The 17,533-nt window shown below is 73.4% G+C and carries 16 protein-coding genes and 1 pseudogene; 6 read left to right on the top strand and 11 right to left on the bottom strand.

The annotated features are described in order from the left end of the window. Positions 1 to 7: 7 nt before the first annotated feature. On the bottom strand, positions 8 to 1,363 hold the full coding sequence (locus V1633_RS26550; RefSeq protein WP_331215710.1) for a BTAD domain-containing putative transcriptional regulator: 1,356 nt from the start codon (positions 1,361 to 1,363) through the stop codon (positions 8 to 10). A 184-nt stretch (positions 1,364 to 1,547) separates the two neighbouring features. Between V1633_RS26550 and V1633_RS26545 the strand changes: the two genes are divergently transcribed. Beyond that, the gene (locus V1633_RS26545) at positions 1,548 to 2,096 is read left to right on the top strand and encodes a hypothetical protein (RefSeq protein WP_331215711.1); all 549 of its coding nucleotides are present in this window, start codon (positions 1,548 to 1,550) and stop codon (positions 2,094 to 2,096) included. 111 nt (positions 2,097 to 2,207) lie between these two features. Here the strand turns inward: V1633_RS26545 and mptB are convergent, their stop codons facing one another. After that, positions 2,208 to 3,830: a polyprenol phosphomannose-dependent alpha 1,6 mannosyltransferase MptB gene (gene mptB, locus V1633_RS26540; RefSeq protein ID WP_331215712.1), complete on the bottom strand. Its 1,623-nt coding sequence runs from the start codon at positions 3,828 to 3,830 to the stop codon at positions 2,208 to 2,210. A 98-nt stretch (positions 3,831 to 3,928) separates the two neighbouring features. After that, on the bottom strand, positions 3,929 to 5,011 hold the full coding sequence (locus V1633_RS26535; RefSeq protein ID WP_331215713.1) for a polyprenyl synthetase family protein: 1,083 nt from the start codon (positions 5,009 to 5,011) through the stop codon (positions 3,929 to 3,931). A 151-nt stretch (positions 5,012 to 5,162) separates the two neighbouring features. Between V1633_RS26535 and metF the strand changes: the two genes are divergently transcribed. Next, the gene (metF, locus tag V1633_RS26530; RefSeq protein WP_331215714.1) at positions 5,163 to 6,080 is read left to right on the top strand and encodes a methylenetetrahydrofolate reductase [NAD(P)H]; all 918 of its coding nucleotides are present in this window, start codon (positions 5,163 to 5,165) and stop codon (positions 6,078 to 6,080) included. A 123-nt stretch (positions 6,081 to 6,203) separates the two neighbouring features. Further along, positions 6,204 to 6,884 (top strand): annotated as a pseudogene (locus V1633_RS26525) (CDP-alcohol phosphatidyltransferase family protein); the annotation flags it as partial. Between the two features lie 313 nt (positions 6,885 to 7,197). Here V1633_RS26525 and V1633_RS26520 read toward each other — a convergent pair. Genes V1633_RS26520 through V1633_RS26500 form a run of 5 tightly spaced genes read right to left on the bottom strand, consistent with a single transcriptional unit; the run spans position 7,198 to position 12,200 of the window. Beyond that, positions 7,198 to 8,688: a phytoene desaturase family protein gene (locus V1633_RS26520; protein WP_331215715.1), complete on the bottom strand. Its 1,491-nt coding sequence runs from the start codon at positions 8,686 to 8,688 to the stop codon at positions 7,198 to 7,200. 53 nt (positions 8,689 to 8,741) lie between these two features. Continuing rightward, positions 8,742 to 9,881, bottom strand: a complete 1,140-nt coding sequence (locus V1633_RS26515) for a glycosyltransferase (protein ID WP_331215716.1) — start codon at positions 9,879 to 9,881, stop codon at positions 8,742 to 8,744. Beyond that, positions 9,878 to 10,852 (bottom strand): carotenoid biosynthesis protein, encoded by a 975-nt coding sequence (locus tag V1633_RS26510; RefSeq protein WP_331215717.1) that lies wholly within the window; start codon positions 10,850 to 10,852, stop codon positions 9,878 to 9,880. Before V1633_RS26510 ends, V1633_RS26515 begins: the two co-directional genes overlap by 4 nt. Beyond that, positions 10,849 to 11,400, bottom strand: coding sequence for a GNAT family N-acetyltransferase (locus V1633_RS26505; RefSeq protein ID WP_331215718.1), 552 nt, complete (start codon positions 11,398 to 11,400; stop codon positions 10,849 to 10,851). The genes V1633_RS26510 and V1633_RS26505 overlap by 4 nt, the downstream gene beginning before the upstream one ends. Next, positions 11,397 to 12,200 carry a monooxygenase gene (locus tag V1633_RS26500; protein ID WP_331215719.1) on the bottom strand — a complete coding sequence of 268 codons (804 nt, stop codon included), beginning with the start codon at positions 12,198 to 12,200 and terminating at the stop codon, positions 11,397 to 11,399. Before V1633_RS26500 ends, V1633_RS26505 begins: the two co-directional genes overlap by 4 nt. Before the next feature lie 65 nt (positions 12,201 to 12,265). On the opposite strand from V1633_RS26500, the gene V1633_RS37070 reads away from it, so the two are divergent. Continuing rightward, complete coding sequence (locus V1633_RS37070; protein ID WP_407952054.1) at positions 12,266 to 12,613, top strand: zinc ribbon domain-containing protein; 348 nt, start codon at positions 12,266 to 12,268, stop codon at positions 12,611 to 12,613. On the opposite strand, the gene V1633_RS26495 is transcribed toward V1633_RS37070, so the two are convergent. Together V1633_RS26495 and V1633_RS26490 are read right to left on the bottom strand one after the other, a co-directional pair. Further along, positions 12,610 to 13,098 carry a YbaK/EbsC family protein gene (locus V1633_RS26495; protein ID WP_331215720.1) on the bottom strand — a complete coding sequence of 163 codons (489 nt, stop codon included), beginning with the start codon at positions 13,096 to 13,098 and terminating at the stop codon, positions 12,610 to 12,612. The genes V1633_RS37070 and V1633_RS26495 overlap by 4 nt on opposite strands. A gap of 176 nt (positions 13,099 to 13,274) precedes the next feature. Then, positions 13,275 to 13,658 carry a VOC family protein gene (locus V1633_RS26490; protein WP_331215721.1) on the bottom strand — a complete coding sequence of 128 codons (384 nt, stop codon included), beginning with the start codon at positions 13,656 to 13,658 and terminating at the stop codon, positions 13,275 to 13,277. Between the two features lie 302 nt (positions 13,659 to 13,960). On the opposite strand from V1633_RS26490, the gene V1633_RS26485 reads away from it, so the two are divergent. Next, a complete protein-coding gene (locus V1633_RS26485; RefSeq protein ID WP_331215722.1) occupies positions 13,961 to 14,659 on the top strand; it encodes a phosphatase PAP2 family protein in 699 nt (232 codons plus the stop codon). Between the two features lie 152 nt (positions 14,660 to 14,811). Here V1633_RS26485 and V1633_RS26480 read toward each other — a convergent pair whose 3' ends face one another. Continuing rightward, complete coding sequence (locus V1633_RS26480) at positions 14,812 to 15,792, bottom strand: EamA family transporter (RefSeq protein ID WP_331215723.1); 981 nt, start codon at positions 15,790 to 15,792, stop codon at positions 14,812 to 14,814. A gap of 212 nt (positions 15,793 to 16,004) precedes the next feature. On the opposite strand from V1633_RS26480, the gene V1633_RS26475 reads away from it, so the two are divergent. Beyond that, a complete protein-coding gene (locus V1633_RS26475) occupies positions 16,005 to 17,300 on the top strand; it encodes a hypothetical protein (RefSeq protein WP_331215724.1) in 1,296 nt (431 codons plus the stop codon). Positions 17,301 to 17,533: the final 233 nt, after the last annotated feature.

Below are 17,533 nucleotides of genomic sequence, written 5' to 3'. Positions count from 1 at the left end.
CCAGGGGTCAGGAACTCGGGCACGGAGCCGCCGTGGCCGGCCGGCCGCAGGTGGCTGTGCTGCACCACCGGCGTAGTCCGCTCTCGTCGAGGAACAGCCACCCACACCGCTTGTCGGGGCAGACCCGGATGGTGAGCCGTCGCGGGTCCGCCAGGAGTTCGGCGGCACTCCACGCGGCGGCGTGGACCGGCACTCGCAGTCCGGCCGCGAGGTCCGGCCACCACCGGCCACGGCCGCTCGCCTCGGCTCGGAACACCAGCGCCTTCGCGGCGGCTTCCGCGGCCCGGGCGACGGCGTCGAACGCGGACCGGTTCTCCGGATCGGTCAGGCAGGTGTACAACCGGGTACGCAGCGCGCGGGCCTCGTCGAGTACGGCGGTGGCGGACCCCGGATCGCGGCGGTCGAGTTCGACCAGCCGGTTCACCGCGACGTCGTCGACCAGCCCCACGTAGCCGGTCCACACCGCCAGCGTGCGATAGCCGCGTAACCACTCCGAGCCCGGCAGCGGTGGCTCGTGGCCCCATCCCGCGAACGTGTTGCAGAACTCCAGCGCCGGATGCCCGCCGACGCTCCACGGCAGGCTCTCGTCCCGGATCCGTACCTCGTAGCAGGGCAGTCCGGGCCGGTCGAGTCGGTGGTCGTCGCGGAGGATCCGCCGGTGCACCTCGCGCAGTCGCGCGCCCGGCTCGATGCCGAGCTGGTCCACCAGCACCTGCCGGGTCACCTGGTAGAGCCGTAACGCGTCGGCCTGCCGGGAGCCCCGGTACAGGGCGGTCATCAGGGCGGCGACGAGCTGCTCCTGGGTCGGGTCCCGGTCGACCAGCGGGGTCAGGTCGGTGATCACATGGGCGTGCTGCCCCAGCGCCAGCTGGGCCTTGGCGCGCAGTTCGACAGCGGTGAGCCGAAGCGCGCCGAGCGGGCCGTGCAGTCGCTCGCGCAGCGCGTCGTCGGCGGTGTCGGCGAGCAGCGGGCCGCGCCAGAGGGCCAGCGCCCGGTCGAGCAGGCGGATCCGCTCGGCCGGGTCGGTGACGTCACTCGCCCGGTACGTCAACCGGTTGAACTCCTCGACGTCGACCTGGTGCCCTTCCGCCGCCACCAGGTAGCCGTCGCCGTGGGTGGTGATCCGGACGCCGTACGGGGTCAGCGAGGCGCGGAGCCGACCGATGTACGTCTGCACGGCGCTGCGGGCCGACCCCGGCGGCCGACCGGCCCAGAGCAGGTCGATGAGCCGGTCGGTGCTCACCACGTGGCCCAGGTCGAGCAGGAGGAGGGCGAGGACGCACCGTTCCTGGCGTCGGCTGCCGAGCTCGACCGGCTGACCGTCGTGGCGCGCCTCGAAGGGCCCGAGTAGTCGGAATTCCATGTCTGTTGGGACTGGCTGGCCCCGGTACCCGGTTGTCGGACGGTGCGCCGGTGGTGATCGTCGGCCGCTGCGGCGGACCGGCGGGCCCGGGTCGGCGCGGATTCGCCGTCGTGGTGGTGACGACGTGGTGAGTGGAGACGGTGATCCTGGTCCGGCCCGATCACCGAGAGGTTCTGGAGTGAACATGCGTTGGACGAAGCGAGCCGCCCTTTCCCTGGCCGCCGCCGGACTCGTCACGACCGGATCGGTTGCCCCGGTCCTCCCGGCCGCCCCGGCCGTCGCGGCCGACCAGGAACGCCGGCAGGGTGGCTGGGTGCCGGCGCCGCAGGAGGCGTTCGAGATGCCCGCAGGGGCACGGTGTGACTTCGCGGTCCGCGTCCAGCCCGTCGTGGACGAGGTACGCAAACTGGTGCTGGCGGTGTACCCGGACGGCTCCCCCCGGCGGGAGATCTACACCGGCGCGTTGATCAACGAGGTGACGAACCTGGAGACCGGGGCCAGGTCGACGGCGGACGCGAGCGGTACTTCACTGGTCGAGTACGCCACCGACGGCTCGATGACGTGGTACGTCACCGGACCGGTGCTGCTCGGCTTCCGGGAGAACGCCGGCTCCCTGCCGCGCGGTCTGTGGCTGGTGGACGGACAGTTCAAGGTCGAGTTCAGTCCCACGTACGACAAGACGATCACCATGCTGCACGGCAGTACCCACGACGTCTGCACCGACGTGGACTGACGGGTGGCACCACGACCCGCCTGCTCCGGCGTCCGACCGGGGACCCCCCGGGCCCGGACGACGGTCCGCGGGGCGGGTTCGTCGTCCCCGGCGGGTCCGGGACCACCGGCGTCAGGTGGCCCGGCCCCGCCGTGAGCGTGCCTTGTACACCCCGACGGCGAGGACCACGACGAGCGCCACGTCGAACAGGGCACCCGGCAGCTTGCTGAGCACCGCCAGCCCCAGCCCGTCCGGCAGGACCAGGAAGCTGGCCAGCAGCACCAGGCCGGCGGCCCGACCGCGCCACCGGTCCGACAGACCCGCCGCGAGCACGGCGACGGCGGTCAGGGCGTACCAGGGATAGAACACCGGCGACAGCACCGCGAGTGCCGCGAAGGCGAGGCCGGTCGCGACCACCACCCGGCGGCGGGCCGTCGGACCCGGTGCCGAGGTCGCCGACCAGGCGCGGACGAGGAGCACGACGACCGTCGCGGCCAGCGTGACCAGGCCGAGCAGTCGGGCCACCCGTACCGCGAGGTCGAACGCCTCGGGATGACCGACCAGCCGCAGCAGGTATCCGGCCGCCATGCCCAGGCCGGTCGGCAGCGACGTCCACTGCACCAGACGGCCGGTGTCGGTGAGCGCGCCGAGCCAGCCCAGGTCGAGTCCGGTGACCAGGCTCAGCCCGGCGAAGGCGCACGCGCCACCCGCCGCCACCGCCCCACCAGCGGAGACGACCGGGCCGGCCGGCGCCGCCCTGCCCGGCGTTGCCCTGTCCCGCGTGGTCCTGGCCGGCGGCATGTCGGCGGGCGACGTCCGCACCGTGCCGAGCAGAACCACGAACGGCACCGCCAGCACCGCCGTGACCTTGACCGCGACCGCCAGACCCAGCAGCGCCCCAGCCCCGCACAGCACGAGGAAGCGGTTGCTGTTCCCGCCGCCGGTAGCCGAAGGGCCCCTTCCGGACAGGCTCAGCCAGAGCGCGGCCACCACCAGTCCCACCATCAGCGCGTCGTTGTGCACCCCGGACACCGCATGGATCATGACCAGCGGCGAGAGCAGCCCGAGCCACGACGCCCGTACCGGGTCGACGCCGCAGGCCCGGGCCAGCCGGGGCAGGCAGCCGGCGACCAGCAGCACACCGGCGAGCGCCACGGCCCGGAGCAGCGCGACCGCGATCAACAGTTGGGCGTCGGTGGACGTGGTCACCAGGCGGGCGAGGGCGACCACCCCGCCGGAGACCGCCACCGCCAGCGGCCCGTACGGGGTCGGGGTGTGCCGCCACAACGCGGGCACCGCGTCCGACCAGACGCACCCGCCCGGCAGCACCCCCACCGTGTACGGGTCGACGCCGTCGAGCCACAGCGCGCCCTGGCAGGCGTACGCGTACGCGTCCCGGCTTCCGGTCGGTGGCGCGAACAGCAGCGGCACCGCCCACAGCAGGCCGGTGCCGAGCAGCGCACGCAGCCGTACCGTCCCCGGTGCCGGTGCCGGGGACGGTGCCGGTGCCGGTGCCGGTGCGGTGATCCGGGCGCCGAGGCGCCACCAGACGGCGGCGAGGGCGGTCAACCCGACCAGCCAGCCGGCCAGACCCCACCAGTAACTGGCCGGTGCGGCAACCGCGCCACCCGGCAGTACGGCGGCGTCCGCGTCGCCCGCCGGCAGCGCTCCCGCCCCGTACGCGCTCGCCGCCATCACGCTGGTGGCGGCGAACCCGACCGTCCGGAGCCGGGTGAGGCGATCCCGGGCAGGCACGCCTCCGATCGTCGCACGGGACCGGTCGCCCCGACCGGGGTGTTAGGAAGGGGCCCTTCCTAAACAAAAAGCGATAACAAGGGGCCCTTCCTTACACCTCAGTCCTTGCGGCGGGTGGCCACCACGGCCAGGTCGACCAGGACCTCGCGGGCCTCGGGGTCGAGTTCGACGCCGACCAGCGCGGCGAGCGCGGTGTCGGTCAACATCGCGATCCGGCGCTCGGTCCGGTCGAGGGCGCCGCTGCCGGTGATCACCTCGCGGAGGGCGTCGACCCCGGACGGGTCGAGGTCGGGGTCGCCGAGCCGGCTGCCGAGCAGGTCCCGTCCGGCCTGGTCGGTCGCCTCGAAGGCGGCGGCGATGAGATAGGTGCGCTTGCCCTCACGAAGGTCGTCCCCGGCCGGCTTGCCGGTCTGCCCGGGATCGCCGAACACCCCCAGTACGTCGTCGCGGAGCTGGAACGCCTCGCCGAGCGGCAGCCCGTACCCGGAGTAGGCGGCCCGGACGGCGGCGGGTGCGTCGGCCAGCGCGGCGCCGAGCAGCAGCGGACGCTCGACGGTGTACTTCGCGGCCTTGTACCGGGCGACCTTGCTGGCCCGTTCGACCGAGGTGTCCCGGCTGGCCTGGGCGAGCACGTCCAGGTACTGCCCGATGGTCACCTCGGTGCGCATCTCGTCGAAGACCGGCCGGGCCCGAGCGACCACCACCGGGTCGAGGCCGCTGCCGTGCAGCAGTTCGTCGGACCAGACCAGGCAGAGGTCGCCGAGGAGGATGGCGCTGGAGTCGCCGAAACCGGCCGGGTCGCCGGCCCAGCCCGCCGCCTGGTGCCGGGCGGCGAACCGGCGGTGGATCGAGGGTTCACCGCGCCGGGTGTCGGAGCGGTCCATCAGGTCGTCGTGGATCAACGCGCTCGCCTGTACGAACTCCAGCGCGGACAGCCCACTGACGATGTTGTCGGAGTCCGGTCCGCCGGCGCCCCGGTAGCCCCAGTAGGCGAACGCCGGCCTGAGCCGTTTGCCGCCGCCGAGCACGAACGCCTCCAGCGCGTCGGCGACCGCGGCGAGTCCGTCGTCGACGCCGGCCATCCAGGCGCGCTGCCTGGCGAGGAACCTGGCCAGGGAGGCGTCGACCCGTTGGCGTAGTCCAGCGCGGTCCACCGGTGGGACGTGGGCGGGTTCGGTCACGCCCTGACGCTAGTGGATCGCCCGATCGGCTGCGGTCGCGGCAGGGCCCCGGGCCTCCGGCGTGGCCGGGTGCGTCGGGCGGAAACGGACACCTGCCCCGTACGGTGCGGGAAGGGGCGGGAGTGACCTTCTGAACCGGTAGAGTCACCTCGTGGCGCTCGGTCTCCCCTCCGTACTCCCCGACTCGCGACCGTCGATCGGGGATCTGGTCCGCGGCTGCGGGCCGACCTTCTCGTTCGAGTTCTTCCCGCCGAAGACCGAGAAGGGTGAACGCCTGCTCTGGCAGGCGATCCGTGAGCTGGAGTCGCTGCGCCCGTCGTTCGTCTCGATCACCTACGGGGCCGGCGGTTCGACCCGGGACACCACCGTGTCGGTGACGGAACGGGTCGCCACCGAGACGACCCTGTTGCCGATGGCGCACCTGACCGCGGTCAACCACTCGGTCGCCGAGCTGCGGCACGTGATCGGGCGGCTGGCCGGCGCCGGCGTGCGCAACGTCCTCGCGGTGCGGGGGGACCCGCCGGGCGACCCGACCGGGGAGTGGGTCCCGCATCCGGAGGGTGTGCACTACGCCGAGGATCTGGTCCGGCTGGTCCGCGAGGCCGGCGACTTCAGCGTCGGCGTCGCCGCCTTCCCGTACAAGCACCCCCGTTCGCCGGACATCGACACCGACACCGAGCACTTCGTCCGCAAGTGCCGGGCCGGAGCCGACTTCGCGATCACCCAGATGTTCTTCGACGCCGACGAGTATCTCCGGCTGCGTGACCGGGTGGCGGCGGCCGGCTGTGACACCCCGATCCTGCCCGGCGTCATGCCGGTGACCCAGATCGGCACCATCGAACGCTCCGAGCAGCTCTCCGGGGCGCCGTTCCCGCCCGCGCTCGCCGCCCAGTTCGAGCGGATCGCGGACGATCCGGAGGCGGTCCACCGGCTCGGCATCCAGCAGGCCAGCGAGATGTGCCGGCGGCTGCTCGACGAGGGGGTGCCGGGCATCCACTTCATCACCCTCAACCGGTCGACGGCGACCCGGGAGGTCTGGCAGAACCTCCAGGTGGGGGCCCGGACGTGAGGTCGGCCGCCGGGTCCGGGAGGCCGCGCGCCGGGGCGGTCGCCGCCGGCCCGGCCGATCCGCCGGGCGGGACGACAACCCGCCGGGCGCGACCTCGGGCGCCGTCCGGCGGTTGAGCCAGAGGTGGGCAACCGGTTGACCTGGGACGAGTACGCCGTCAAGTGGGCGCGGCTGCACGGCGGCTTCGATCCCCGGATGGCGACCACCTCGGTACGGCGCTGGCTGCGGATGTCGTACGTGCTGGGCTGTGCCCTGGCCCGGCTGCGGGTGCCGCCGACCGCGGTGACGGTTGTCGGCGTACTGCTCTGTGTCGGTGTCCCGGTCACCATCGTGCGGAGTCCGACCGGTGTGCTCGGCCCGGTGCTCGCCGCCGTTCTTGTGCTGCTCGCCTCGGTCGCGGACAGCATCGACGGTGCGGTCGCGGTGGTCACCGGCCGGACGACCCGGCTCGGGTACGTCTACGACTCGCTGGCGGACCGGGTCGGTGAGGTCTGCTGGCTGGTCGGGTTCTGGCTGCTGGGGGCCCCGGGCGGGCTGGTGGTCGCCGCCGGGGCGCTGTCCTGGCTGCACGAGTACACCCGGGCCCGCTCCGTCTCGGCGGGGATGAAGGAGATCGGCACGGTGACCGTGGGGGAGCGGCCGAGCCGGGTCAGCGTCGCCGTGGTCGGCCTGCTGGTGGCCGGGCTGGCCCGGCTGGTCATGCCGGAGCTGGCGGCCGGCACGATCACGCTGGCCACGGCGATCTGGGTGCTGCTCGGCTTCTTCGGGATGGTTCAGCTGCTCTCCGTGGTCCGCCGCTCCCTGGACCGGACGGAACCGACCGGGAACCAGCCGGCGGCCCGGCAGCCGGCGGCCGGACCGGCCGGGCCGGGGACGCCCCTGGAGGGGCCGGGCGGGCAGGGGCCGGGCACCTCGACGGCGGCGGAGGGGGCTCGACGCGAGTCGATCGGCCGGGCCCCGGCCGGCCGGGAACTGGTCCGTCTGGAGCCCACCGAGGTGGAGCTGACCCGCCGGGAGCCGAGCGGGACCGAGCCGCCCGGCACCGAGCGCTGACCCGCCGACCGGTGGTGAGGAAGGGGCCCTTCGTCTACCGAATGCGATAGGAAGGGTCCCTTCCTCACCGACCGATCCGCTCGGCGACGATCTGGGCGGAGAGGGTGACCATCGGCAGCCCGCCGCCCGGATGTGTGGAGCCGCCGACCAGGAACAACCCGTGGACGGGCCCCCGGTTCGGCGGCCGGAGCAGACCGCCGGCGCTGCCGTGGATCGCCCCGCCCGGTGCGCCGGCCGTCGTGGCGAGGTCGGCCGGGGTACGCACCTCCCGGAACACCAGCCGGTCCCGTACGTCGACACCACGCGCGGCGAGCACGTCGAGGACGTGGTCGGCGTAGGCGTCCGCCAGCCCCGGGCGACGCCAGTCGACACCACCCAGGGTGCGGCCGTGCCGGGGCGCGTTGACCAGCACGAACCACGCCTCGTGCCCGGCGGGCCGGACCAGCGGGTCGGCGGGGACGCTGACGAACACCGTCGGGTCGGGGACCGGCCGGGCCGGCACCCCCCGCCCCGGATCGCCGAAGACCGCGTCGAACTCGGCGTCGTAGTCGGTGGGGAAGAAGACGTTGTGGTGGGCCAGCCCCGACTCGCCGCGTACCCCGAGCAGCAGGACGAAACCGGCCAGGCTCCGGTCGGCGAGCCGGGCCAGCCGGTCCGGGGTGGGCAGCAGGTCCCGGTAGAGGGTCAGCGCGTCCACGTTGGCCACCACCACGTCGGCCGGTACCCGGGTGCCGCCGAGACGTACCGCCTGCACCCGGCCGCCGGCCGCGTCGATGCCGGTGACGGTGGTACCGGTCGCCACCACCACTCCCAGGTCGAGGCAGCGGGAGAGCAGCGCGTCGGCCAGCGTGCCGAGCCCGCCGCGCGGGTACCAGGCGCCGAAGTGCATCTCGGCGTACGGGATCGCGACCAGTGCGGCGGCTGCCCGGCGAGGGTCGGCACCGGTGTACGTGGCGTACCGGTCCAGCAGCATCCGCAGCCGGGGATCCCGCAGGTGCCGGCGGCCCAGCCCGCGCAGGGTCCGGCCGGGGGCGATGGCGGCGAGTTCCGGCAGCCGCCAGGCCAGCCGGGTCAGTGCCAGCGGCGAGTCGACGGCGCTGCGCAGGACGTCCCGCCAGGAGGCCGCCCAGACCCGTCCGGCCCGACGCCACAGCCGCTGCCAGTCCCGGGCCGCCGGTGCGCCGAACACCGCCCCGATCCGGGCCGCGAAGACGTCCGGGTCGGCGCAGGAGTCGAGGACGGTCGCCGGGGTGTCCGGCCCGGACGCCGGGAAGTGGTGCCGCACGATCGGGTCGAGCGGGGTCAGGTCGACGTACTCGTCCAGCTTCGCGCCGGTCGCCTCGAACAGGTCGGCGAAGACCTGCGGCAGGGTGAGCAGACTCGGGCCGGTGTCGAAGTGGAACGTCCCGACCGGGGTCTCCCGCCGGTACCGGCCGAGTTTGCCGCCGACCTCGTCGGCGCGTTCGTAGACGGTGACCTCGTGGCCGAGGGCCGCCAACCGGGCCGCGGCCGCCAGACCGCCCACCCCGGCGCCGATCACGACCACCCGAGCCACGAACCGCCCGCCTCCTCACCGGTACGCCGGGGGCTGTTGTCCCGATCGGCGGCTCAGCGCACCGGTCGCCCCCGCCACGACAGCCGTCCCCGCCTCCGCAGATGGTACGACCGGACGGTCAGCCAGCCGAGGAGCACGACCGACACCGGGTGTGCCAATACGTCCGGCCAGCCGCGTCCGCCGGTCGCCCGGGCGCTGACCAGTCGACCGGCGACCCCGAGCAGATAGCCGGTCAGCCCGCCCAGGGCGGCCGTGCGGGCGCCGCCGAACGCCGCGACGACGGCGAGCACCGGCGGTACCGCGTACAGCAGGAGGAGCAGCAGTATGACGGCGGTGGCGCCGGCGGCTGGGCCGAACGCGGCCCAGAGCGACTTGCCGTAGCCGTCCCGCAGCTCCGACCAGGACCGGTACATCCGGCAGTCGGCCAACGTCGACCCGTCGGCGAGGGCGATCCGGCCGCCGGCGCGTTTGACCGCCCGGGCCAGCTCGATGTCCTCCAGGACCCGGTCCCGGACCGCCGCGTGTCCGCCGGCCCGCCGGTAGCCGGCCCGGTCCAGGACCAGGAACTGGCCGCCCGCCGCCGCCAGGCTCGGCCGTGCCGAACGTTCCATGGCGCGCAGCGGCAGGAAGGTCAGCCAGAGCCACTGCAGCAGCGGTTGGACCAGGCGTTCCGCCGCCGATCCGGTGACGATCCGGGGGTACGGCGAGAGCAGCGTCGCCGAGGCCGTCCGCAGCGTCGCCACCGCCGCCGCCACCGCGTGCGGAGCGAGGACCACGTCGGCGTCGACGAAGACCAGCGCCGTCGCCGCCGGCCCGGCCCGGTCGGCGAGCTGCTGGCAGGCGTACGGCTTGCCGAGCCAACCCGCCGGCGGCGGTGCGCCGGACAGCAGGCGTACCCGGGGGTCGTCGCCGGCCACGGCCCGGACCACCTGGGCGGTGCCGTCGGTCGACCCGTCGTCGAGTACGACGATCTCCAGCTCGGGTACGCCCCGCTGGGCCAGCAGGGCGCGCAGGCACGGGGTGACCCGGTCCGCCTCGTCGCGCAGCGGCAGCAGCACGGCGACGGGTTCCCGGACCGTCGCCCGGTTCGGGGGCCGGCGGAGCCAGCGGGCGGCATTCAGCCCGGCGTGTGCGGTCAGGCCGCCGACAATGCCGGCGACCGTCCAGGCCAGCGCGGTGACCAGGGCGGTCATCCGGTCCGCCCGCTCGCGGCGGTGTCGCCGCCGGTGGTGCTCGGGACGCTGCCGGTGCTCGGGGCACCGGTGCGCGGAGCACTGGTGGCGGCCCGGGCGCTGTCGGTGGCCCCGGCGCTGGCGCTGGCGGTGTGGGGCCGGGTGTGGCGGCGCCGGGCGAGGGTCACCGCGAGCGGACCGGCGACGACCGCCATGGCCAGCGCGCCCCAGCCGGCCGACGCGGGCAGACCCAGGAAGACCGCGTGCGCGAGAAGACTACCGAGATACGTCCAGAGGTAGAGGGCGTACATCGGGGGGTCGGCGCCGTTCGGCAGCCGGGCGGCCCGGCCGGCGACCGGGCCGAGCAGCGACATCAGCAGTGTCGCGAAGAGCAGCCAGCCCAGATAGTTGCTGACCGGCACCTCCGGTACCCCCGGCAGGGCCGGGTCCGGATCCTGCCAGCTCCAGTAGCCCTCGGCCACCATCTGTGGATCGAGGAAGACGTCCCAGCCGGCCAGTCCGACGGCGGCCAGCACGACCCGGCCCGGTCCGGGACGGCTCAGTCGGACCGCGGCGAGCCAGGCGGGCCAGGCCATCCAGGTCCAGGCGAGCGGGATGACCAGTGGCACCCCGGCCAGTTTCGGGCCCAGTTCGCCGGAGTAGTGGTAGCCGCCGAACGGCACCCCGGTCGCCACGCCGAGCAGTTCGACCCCGAGGCCGCCACCGGTGGTCACCAGCACCAGCGCCGCCGCCGTACGGGGGCCGCGGCTGAGCAGGGCGTGGCTCACCGACAGCAGGTAGCCGAGTCCGACCGTGGCCACGGTCAGCCGGGCCCGTACGGTGTCCCCGGTCAACGGATAACCGATCTGGGCCAGCACCAGTACGCCGAGCAGGAGCCAGGGCAGTCGACGGGCCAGTGTCCCGGCCGGCCGGGCGGCCGGTGCGGGTTTCCGGTCCGTCGGCGGGAACACCCGTCCCGGCCGGCGGCTCATGATTCCGGAGGCGCCAGCGGCAGCGTCCGGCCGAGCACGGCGAAGGCGCGCTCGTCACCGGGGAAGTGGAAGTCCCGCAGCACGTCCACGAAGCCGAACCGCCGGTACAGCCGCCAGGCCCGGGAGGTCCGCTCGTCCGCCTCGGGGGTGGAGAGCAGGGTGGTGCCGCCGGTGGCCATGCCGAGCAGGGCGCGCAACTGGCGGGCGCCGAGCCCGTGTCCCTGGGCCGCCGGGCGGACGTGCAGTTCGACCACTTCGAAGCAGTCGGTGAACCAGGTCTTCCGGGCGTCGTCGGTCAGCGCGTGGTGCACCTGGTCGTGCCACCACTGTCCGGGTGCGGAGAGGTATCCGTAGCCGAAGCCGACCAGGTGACCGTTGGTACTGACGGTGGCGACCGCCCGGAAGCCGGGTCGGCGTACGTGGGTCGCGATGTAGCCGCGCCGGGACTCCAGGAGTTCGGACCGGTAACCCATCGCCTCGCCGTAGACCGCCACCACGTCGTCGAGACGTCGGGCGAGATCGTCCGGCTGCCACGGCACCAACCTCATGCTCGTCCGCTCCTCACTCTCGGCCAGTGTCGGAACCCCTGGTCGTCGTCGGTTCCGACCCAGCCGAGCACCGCCGGGTCACCGACGAGATCGCACACCTCGAACCGGGCGAACAGTTCCTCGGCGTACCACCGTTGGGTGGGGGTACGCATGATCGCCGCCCGGTGCTCGGGGTGACGGTACGCGAAGTCGGTCAGGTGCGTGGCGTCACGCCAGATGCTGACCGTGCCCTGCCAGCCGAGCGGTGCCTCGCCGATGCCGAAGCGCGCCAGCAGGCCGGGTGTCTCCCGTACCGCGGCGGCGACCGGGGGTACGGCCCGCCAGAAGGCGACGGCCCGGTGCGGGCGCAACCGGGCCCGGGTGAGGGCGAGCAGTGGCCGGCCGGGCGCGGTGGGACGGGCGCTACCCGTGGGAAGGGTGCCGAACGGTTCGGTGCCGGCCCAGCGCCCCCGACTGGCGAGCGGACGCAGGTCGAGCCGGACCCCGGCGTGGGCGATCCGCCGCCAGGCCCGGCCCACCGGTGTGTCGTCGAATCCGGCGGCCCGGGCCGGGTCCGCCCAGACGACCAGGGCGGCCCACCGGGTCGGGTCGGCGTCGGTCGGCCCGAAGCCGTCGCCGGTGCCGAGCAGCTTGCCGAACCGTACGCCGGGCGTGCCGCGCAGCCGGTGCCGGTCGACCGCCATCCGGGCCAGGGCCCGGGGCAGCGACCGCCTGGGAACGCGCCAGACGTGCAGGGTGACCAACCGGGCGGACCCGGTTCCGTCGTACGGCGGACCGGCTCCCGGGTCGGGCCGGGTCATCAGAAGCCGCCTGAGAAGCCCCTGGCTTTGGCCATGGGGAGGTAAGGGCGGCCCGAGCTGCGAAAATGCCGTATCCGGGCCGCTGGTTGTGGAACGAGGCCGTCCACCAGCAGAGATCTGGACGCGGGCCGACGTTGTGCAAGCAGGTGACGCCCGCCTACACCACGATGACCTGCTCGCAGTGCGGTACGAGAACGAAGGAACGCCTCGGGCTGGGTGTGCGGACTTTCCGGTGCGACGACTGCGGGTACACCGCCTGCCGCGACCGGAACGCCGCGAGGACGATCCTCGCCACGGTGGAACGCGACCGTGCTGGTGCCGGCGACGTGAGACATGCGATCACCTCCTCCCGGGAGGGCGGTCCTGTGCGGTCTGAGCCGGAAATCCCCCGGCTTCGCCCTGGGAAGCGTTAAGCCACCTCGGCGGGGCTGCCGGCGGTGATCCGGAGCAGTTCGGCGTAGGTGGTGGGGAAGACGGCCTGCGGCACGCCACCCGCCGCCCAGATCTCGGGGTAGCCGGCGAGTGCCGTGTCGACCAGGGTACGGACCGGTTTCGGGTGCCCGAGTGGGGCGACCCCGCCGATCGGCTGGCCGGTGTGCTCCCGGACGAACTCCGGGGTGGCCCGCTTGACCGTGCTCACCCCGAGTGTCGCGGCGACCCGGGCGGTGTCCACCCGGTGTGCTCCCGAGGTCAGCACCAGCAGGGGCTCCCCGTCCGCGTTGAAGATCAGCGAGTTGGCGATCTGGCCCACCTCGATCCCGAGCGCGGCGGCTGCCGCGGCCGCGGTGTGTACCGCCTCGGGCAGGACGCGGACCCGGCTGGCCGCGCCGGAGCCGTCCCGGCCGCCCGCGTTGTCGAGCGCGTCCTGTACCGCCTGCACGTTGGGATGTGACTGCATGGGCATCATCTTGCCCGGAACCCGGCGGCCCACGTCCAGTCGAATTGCCGTCACCCGACCCGACCCGGCCCGGTGCCGGCCCGGACGCCCACTGGCCCGGGGTCAGGTGGCGGCGGGGTGGGGGCTGGGCCGGGGTCAGGTGGCGGCGGACCGGGTCGCCCCTGGTGGGAACACCCTCAGCGGGGACCGTTCCAGTCGACGAGCTGGACGATGACGCCGTTGGGGTCGCGGACCTGGAAGGCACGCTCGCCCCACTCCTCGGTGGTGAGCGGCATGGTGATGGTCACCCCTTCGGCCTGCAGCCGGGCCAGCTCGCCCTCCAGGTCGTCGACCACGAAGGCGAGGATGAGTCCCCGGGCGTGGTCGTCGCGCTGGTCCGCCGGCAACGTTGCCAGGCCCCGCCGCAGGAAGACGACGTTCATCCCGGCGTCGTCGCGGGCCAGCGAGGCGAAGCCGTCGGCGGCCATCTCCTCCCGGAAGCCGAAGTGGGTGGTGAGGAAGTCGCTGGAGGCGGCGACGTCGTCGACGTTCAGTGACACGGCGGATGAGGTGATCTTCACTCGGTGCTCCCTCGGGAAGGGGGGACGGAACTCCGTGGAGTGTACACCGTACAGCGTATAGAGTTTTTTCGCCACCGGCTTCCACGGGTGGTGTGGACAGCGTCCACGGTCGCGGTACGGCGTGGCACATCGCGATAAATGGGGCGAGTGGTCCACTGTGAAGGGATGATCGGTTTCGGGCCCTCCCGCTGGGCGGCATCACCGCCGCAACTGTTGATGTCGGTACCGCTGACGAAGGTCGTACGACCGAGATGACCTTCGGGCGGAGTCAGGGAACGTCGTCGTGGCTAGCTTGGGGCGCCATGACGACCATGCGACGGATCCTGGTGGCGGTACTGGCGCTCGCGGCGGGCGCGGTGGTGGTGACCCTGCTCGCCCCCGGCGGGTTGGGGGACCCGCGATTGCAGGTGGTGACCGACGGGCCGTCCGCCGAGGCGTACCGGGCGGTGGTCGGTGGGGCCGGTCGGCTGCCCGACTGGTTGCACGCCCCCGGCGAGCACGTCGCGCTCGCCGGAGTGCTGGCCCTCGCCGGCCTGCTGGCCTGGACGGGGTGGACCGGGTGGCGGCGTCGGACCTCGGCGGCGACCGGTGCCGTACTGGTCATGGCGGGCGCGCTGCTGGCGTATCTGACCAGCGAGGCGGTGAAGCTGGTGGTCGACCAGGAACGGCCCTGCCGGGCGTTCGGGGACGTGGCCACCTGGGTGCCGTGCCCGCCGCCCGGTGACTGGTCCTTTCCGAGCAACCACTCGACGGTCGTCGGGGCGCTGGCCGCCGGGATTGTCGTCCTGGCGCCCCGACTCGGCTTTGTCGCCGTACCGGTGGCCGGGGTCGTGGCGGCGATGCGGGTGGTGGCTGGCGTGCACTATCCGCACGACGTGCTGGCCGGGCTCCTGCTCGGTGCGACGACCACCCTCGCGCTGCTGGTGACGCTGACCCCGGTCGCCGAACGGCTGATGGCGCGCTACGCCGGTCGACCCCGGTCGGCACGTCTCCGGCGGTGACCGGCCGGCGCGGCGCCGGCCAGCGCCGTGGCCGGTGGACAGGTTCGGTGGCGCGTCGGTAGGCGGCGTCTCCGGCACGCAGCCTCGGTGGCGCGGGCCAGTGGAGGGTATCGGCGCTGCTCGGTAGGCGGCGTCTCCGGCGGCGTCGTCGGTCAGCGGGGCGCGGCGATCACGTCGGGAGCCGGTGCGGGAGTGCCCGGCGCGGCCGGCGGCGCGCTGATCCGGGCCGTCTCGGCGAGTGCGACACCGGCCAGTACCAGTAGGCCGCCGGCGAGCTGGGCGGCGTTGAGCGCCTCGCCGACGCCGAGGACGGTCCAGGCGACCGCGGCGGCGATCACCGGCTCGACCATGCCGAGGATTCCGACACTGGTCGCGGGGAGGTGCCGCAGCGCGCCGGCGACCAGCAGGTACGGCACGATCGAGCCGAGTACGACGACGTACCCGCAGAGCAGTGCGACCGGCACGCCGGCCTCGGTCGTCGCGCCCAGCGGCTCCCAGCCGCCGGTTCCGTCGGTGACCGCCCGGACCAGCAGCCCGGCCACGGCGGAGGTGCCGAACGCCCAGGTGGTCAGCGACAGGGTGTCCCGTTCCTGTACGCCCCGGGCGCCGAGCACGTAGTAGCCGGCCAGCAGGACGGCGGCACCCAGCCCGGCGAGCACCCCGAGCGTGTCCAGCTTGAGTTCTCCCCAGACCTCGGCCACGCAGGCCAGTCCGACGAGGCTGAGCGCCAGCCCGCCCCAGAGTCGGGAGCGGACCTGCTGGCGCTGGCCGAACCGGGCCCAGAGGGCGACCAGCAGCGGGGCGGTGTACTCGAACAGCAGCGCGATCCCGACCGGCATCCGGGAGATCGCCACGAAGTAGAGCATCGGGACGAGGAAGAACCCGGCCAGGCCGTACCCGATCAGCAGGGGGAGCTGTCCGGCGGTGACCCGGAGGCGGCGGATGCCGGGGCGCAGGACCACGCTCAGCGCGAGCAGGCCGACGAACGCGCCCGCGGCGCGGAGCAGGGTGAGCTGCGGCGCCTCGACGCCGGCCTGCAGGACCAGTTTCGAGACGGTGCCGTTGACCGCGAAGAGGACCCCTGACGAGAGCACCATCAGTACGCCGAGCGCCGGCTTGCGTGTTGTCGCCACCGGATGAGGCTACCCGCCGCCCTGTCAGGGGCGAAGTAAGTATTGGCCATTACGAAGGGCTGTTGGCCCGGGGGCGGATCCATCGATGGATGGCATTGACTCTATTGAAACGATTCGATACGTTGCCGGAACGCTGGGAAAGCCTTTTCCCCTGCGATCGGTCAACTCGTCGGGCGGTTTTCCCGGCCACCGTTCCCAGCTCAGGAGGACCGATGACACTCATCACCACCAGGATCCCGCCCGACGCCGGAACCCGACGGCGCGGCTGGCGTACCGCCCTCGTCGTGGCCGTCGCGGCAATGCTGGCCGGCTTCGGTACGGCGATCGGCGTACCGCCCGCCGACGCGGCCGCCACCGTCGACGCCGGGGCCCACCACGTGCTCGTCTCACCGGACGGCGGCGAGACGACCGACCTCCGCAACTCCACCGCCGGCGACGTCGGCGTCCTCGCCGACTGCGGCACCGGCTCGTTCCACGCCGAGGCGGTGCTGAACGGCGGCACCTGGACCGCCCGTAACGGCGGCAGCACGGTCTACACCGGCAGCGACATGCGTTCCGCGATGCAGGCGGCGGTGAACAGCCTGTCGTCGGGGCGTACCTCGAAGCAGCGGGTGGTCGTCCGGGGCTCCGGCTCGGTGAGCGCCAACTCCCGGTTGTCACTGCCCAGTTACACGATCCTCGACGTGTGCGGCACGATCAACGTGACCGGTTCCGGCTCCGGGGACCAGGCCCCGGTGTACGCCCGCGGTGCCACCGACATCGAGGTGCAGCACCTGAACCTCACCGGCTCGCCGCTGTACGGCATCTTCATGCGCAACGTGAACAACCTGACGCTCGGCCAGATCGACATGCGGCTCTCCGCCGGTCTCGGGGTGCGGATCGACAACCACGGCGGCGACCGGGCGGTGAAGGTCCGCAACATCCGGATCGACAACGTGTACGTCCAGGGCAGTCGCAGCCAGGCCGTGGAGACGTACGGGGTGGACGGGTTGACCGTCGGCACCGTGACGGCCCGTAACGTCGGCGAGTCCGGGCTGCTGCTCAACGACACCATCAACGCCACCATCGGTACGGTCGACGCCGACAACGCCGGTGCCGGCACCGGGTACGCGGCGTTCCGGATGGCCAACCGCAACGGCCGGGTGGGCAGCGGCTACCCGACGAACATCCGGGTCGGCACGGTGATCGCCCGGGGCGGCGGGCGCGGGATCTTCTGCGTCTCGGAGAGCGGCGGCGCGGTGATCGACCGGGTGACCATCTCGAACACCGGCAACAACTCGATCCTGATCGAGAACTGCTACAACGTCACCATCGCCGGGCAGTCGGGAACGGTGACCGGTGGCGGCGAGGTTCGGATCGCGGCGCGGTCGGAGTTTCCGATCTCCTCCGGCATCACCCTGCAGAACCTGACGGTGACCAACACCAACGTCACCCAGAACCCCTGCGGTGGTGCCAACAACGTGATCCGCAATGTCACCCGGGTCAACTCCACCCTGAGGTGGTGCTGACCGTGACCTGACGACGCCGGGCCACGGCACGGCCGTGACCCGGCGTCCCGGGTCGGGCGAGGTCGATGGAACACCCCCTCGACCTCGCCGACCGACCGCGGTTACTTGCGTTCTTGTCGGTGTCGGGGTGTACTCTCTCCAGTAGTTAGAACGAGTGTTCGATTGGGTGAGGGTCGATGTCGACTTCGGCGTCGAGCCCCGATGCCGAGAGATTGACACCCGGGCGCGGCGCC

The sequence above is a fragment of the Plantactinospora sonchi genome (assembly GCF_036422035.1).
In the GTDB taxonomy this organism is placed as follows: Bacteria; Actinomycetota; Actinomycetes; order Mycobacteriales; family Micromonosporaceae; genus Plantactinospora; species Plantactinospora sonchi.
This window is presented reverse-complemented; position numbering and strand designations above follow the sequence as displayed.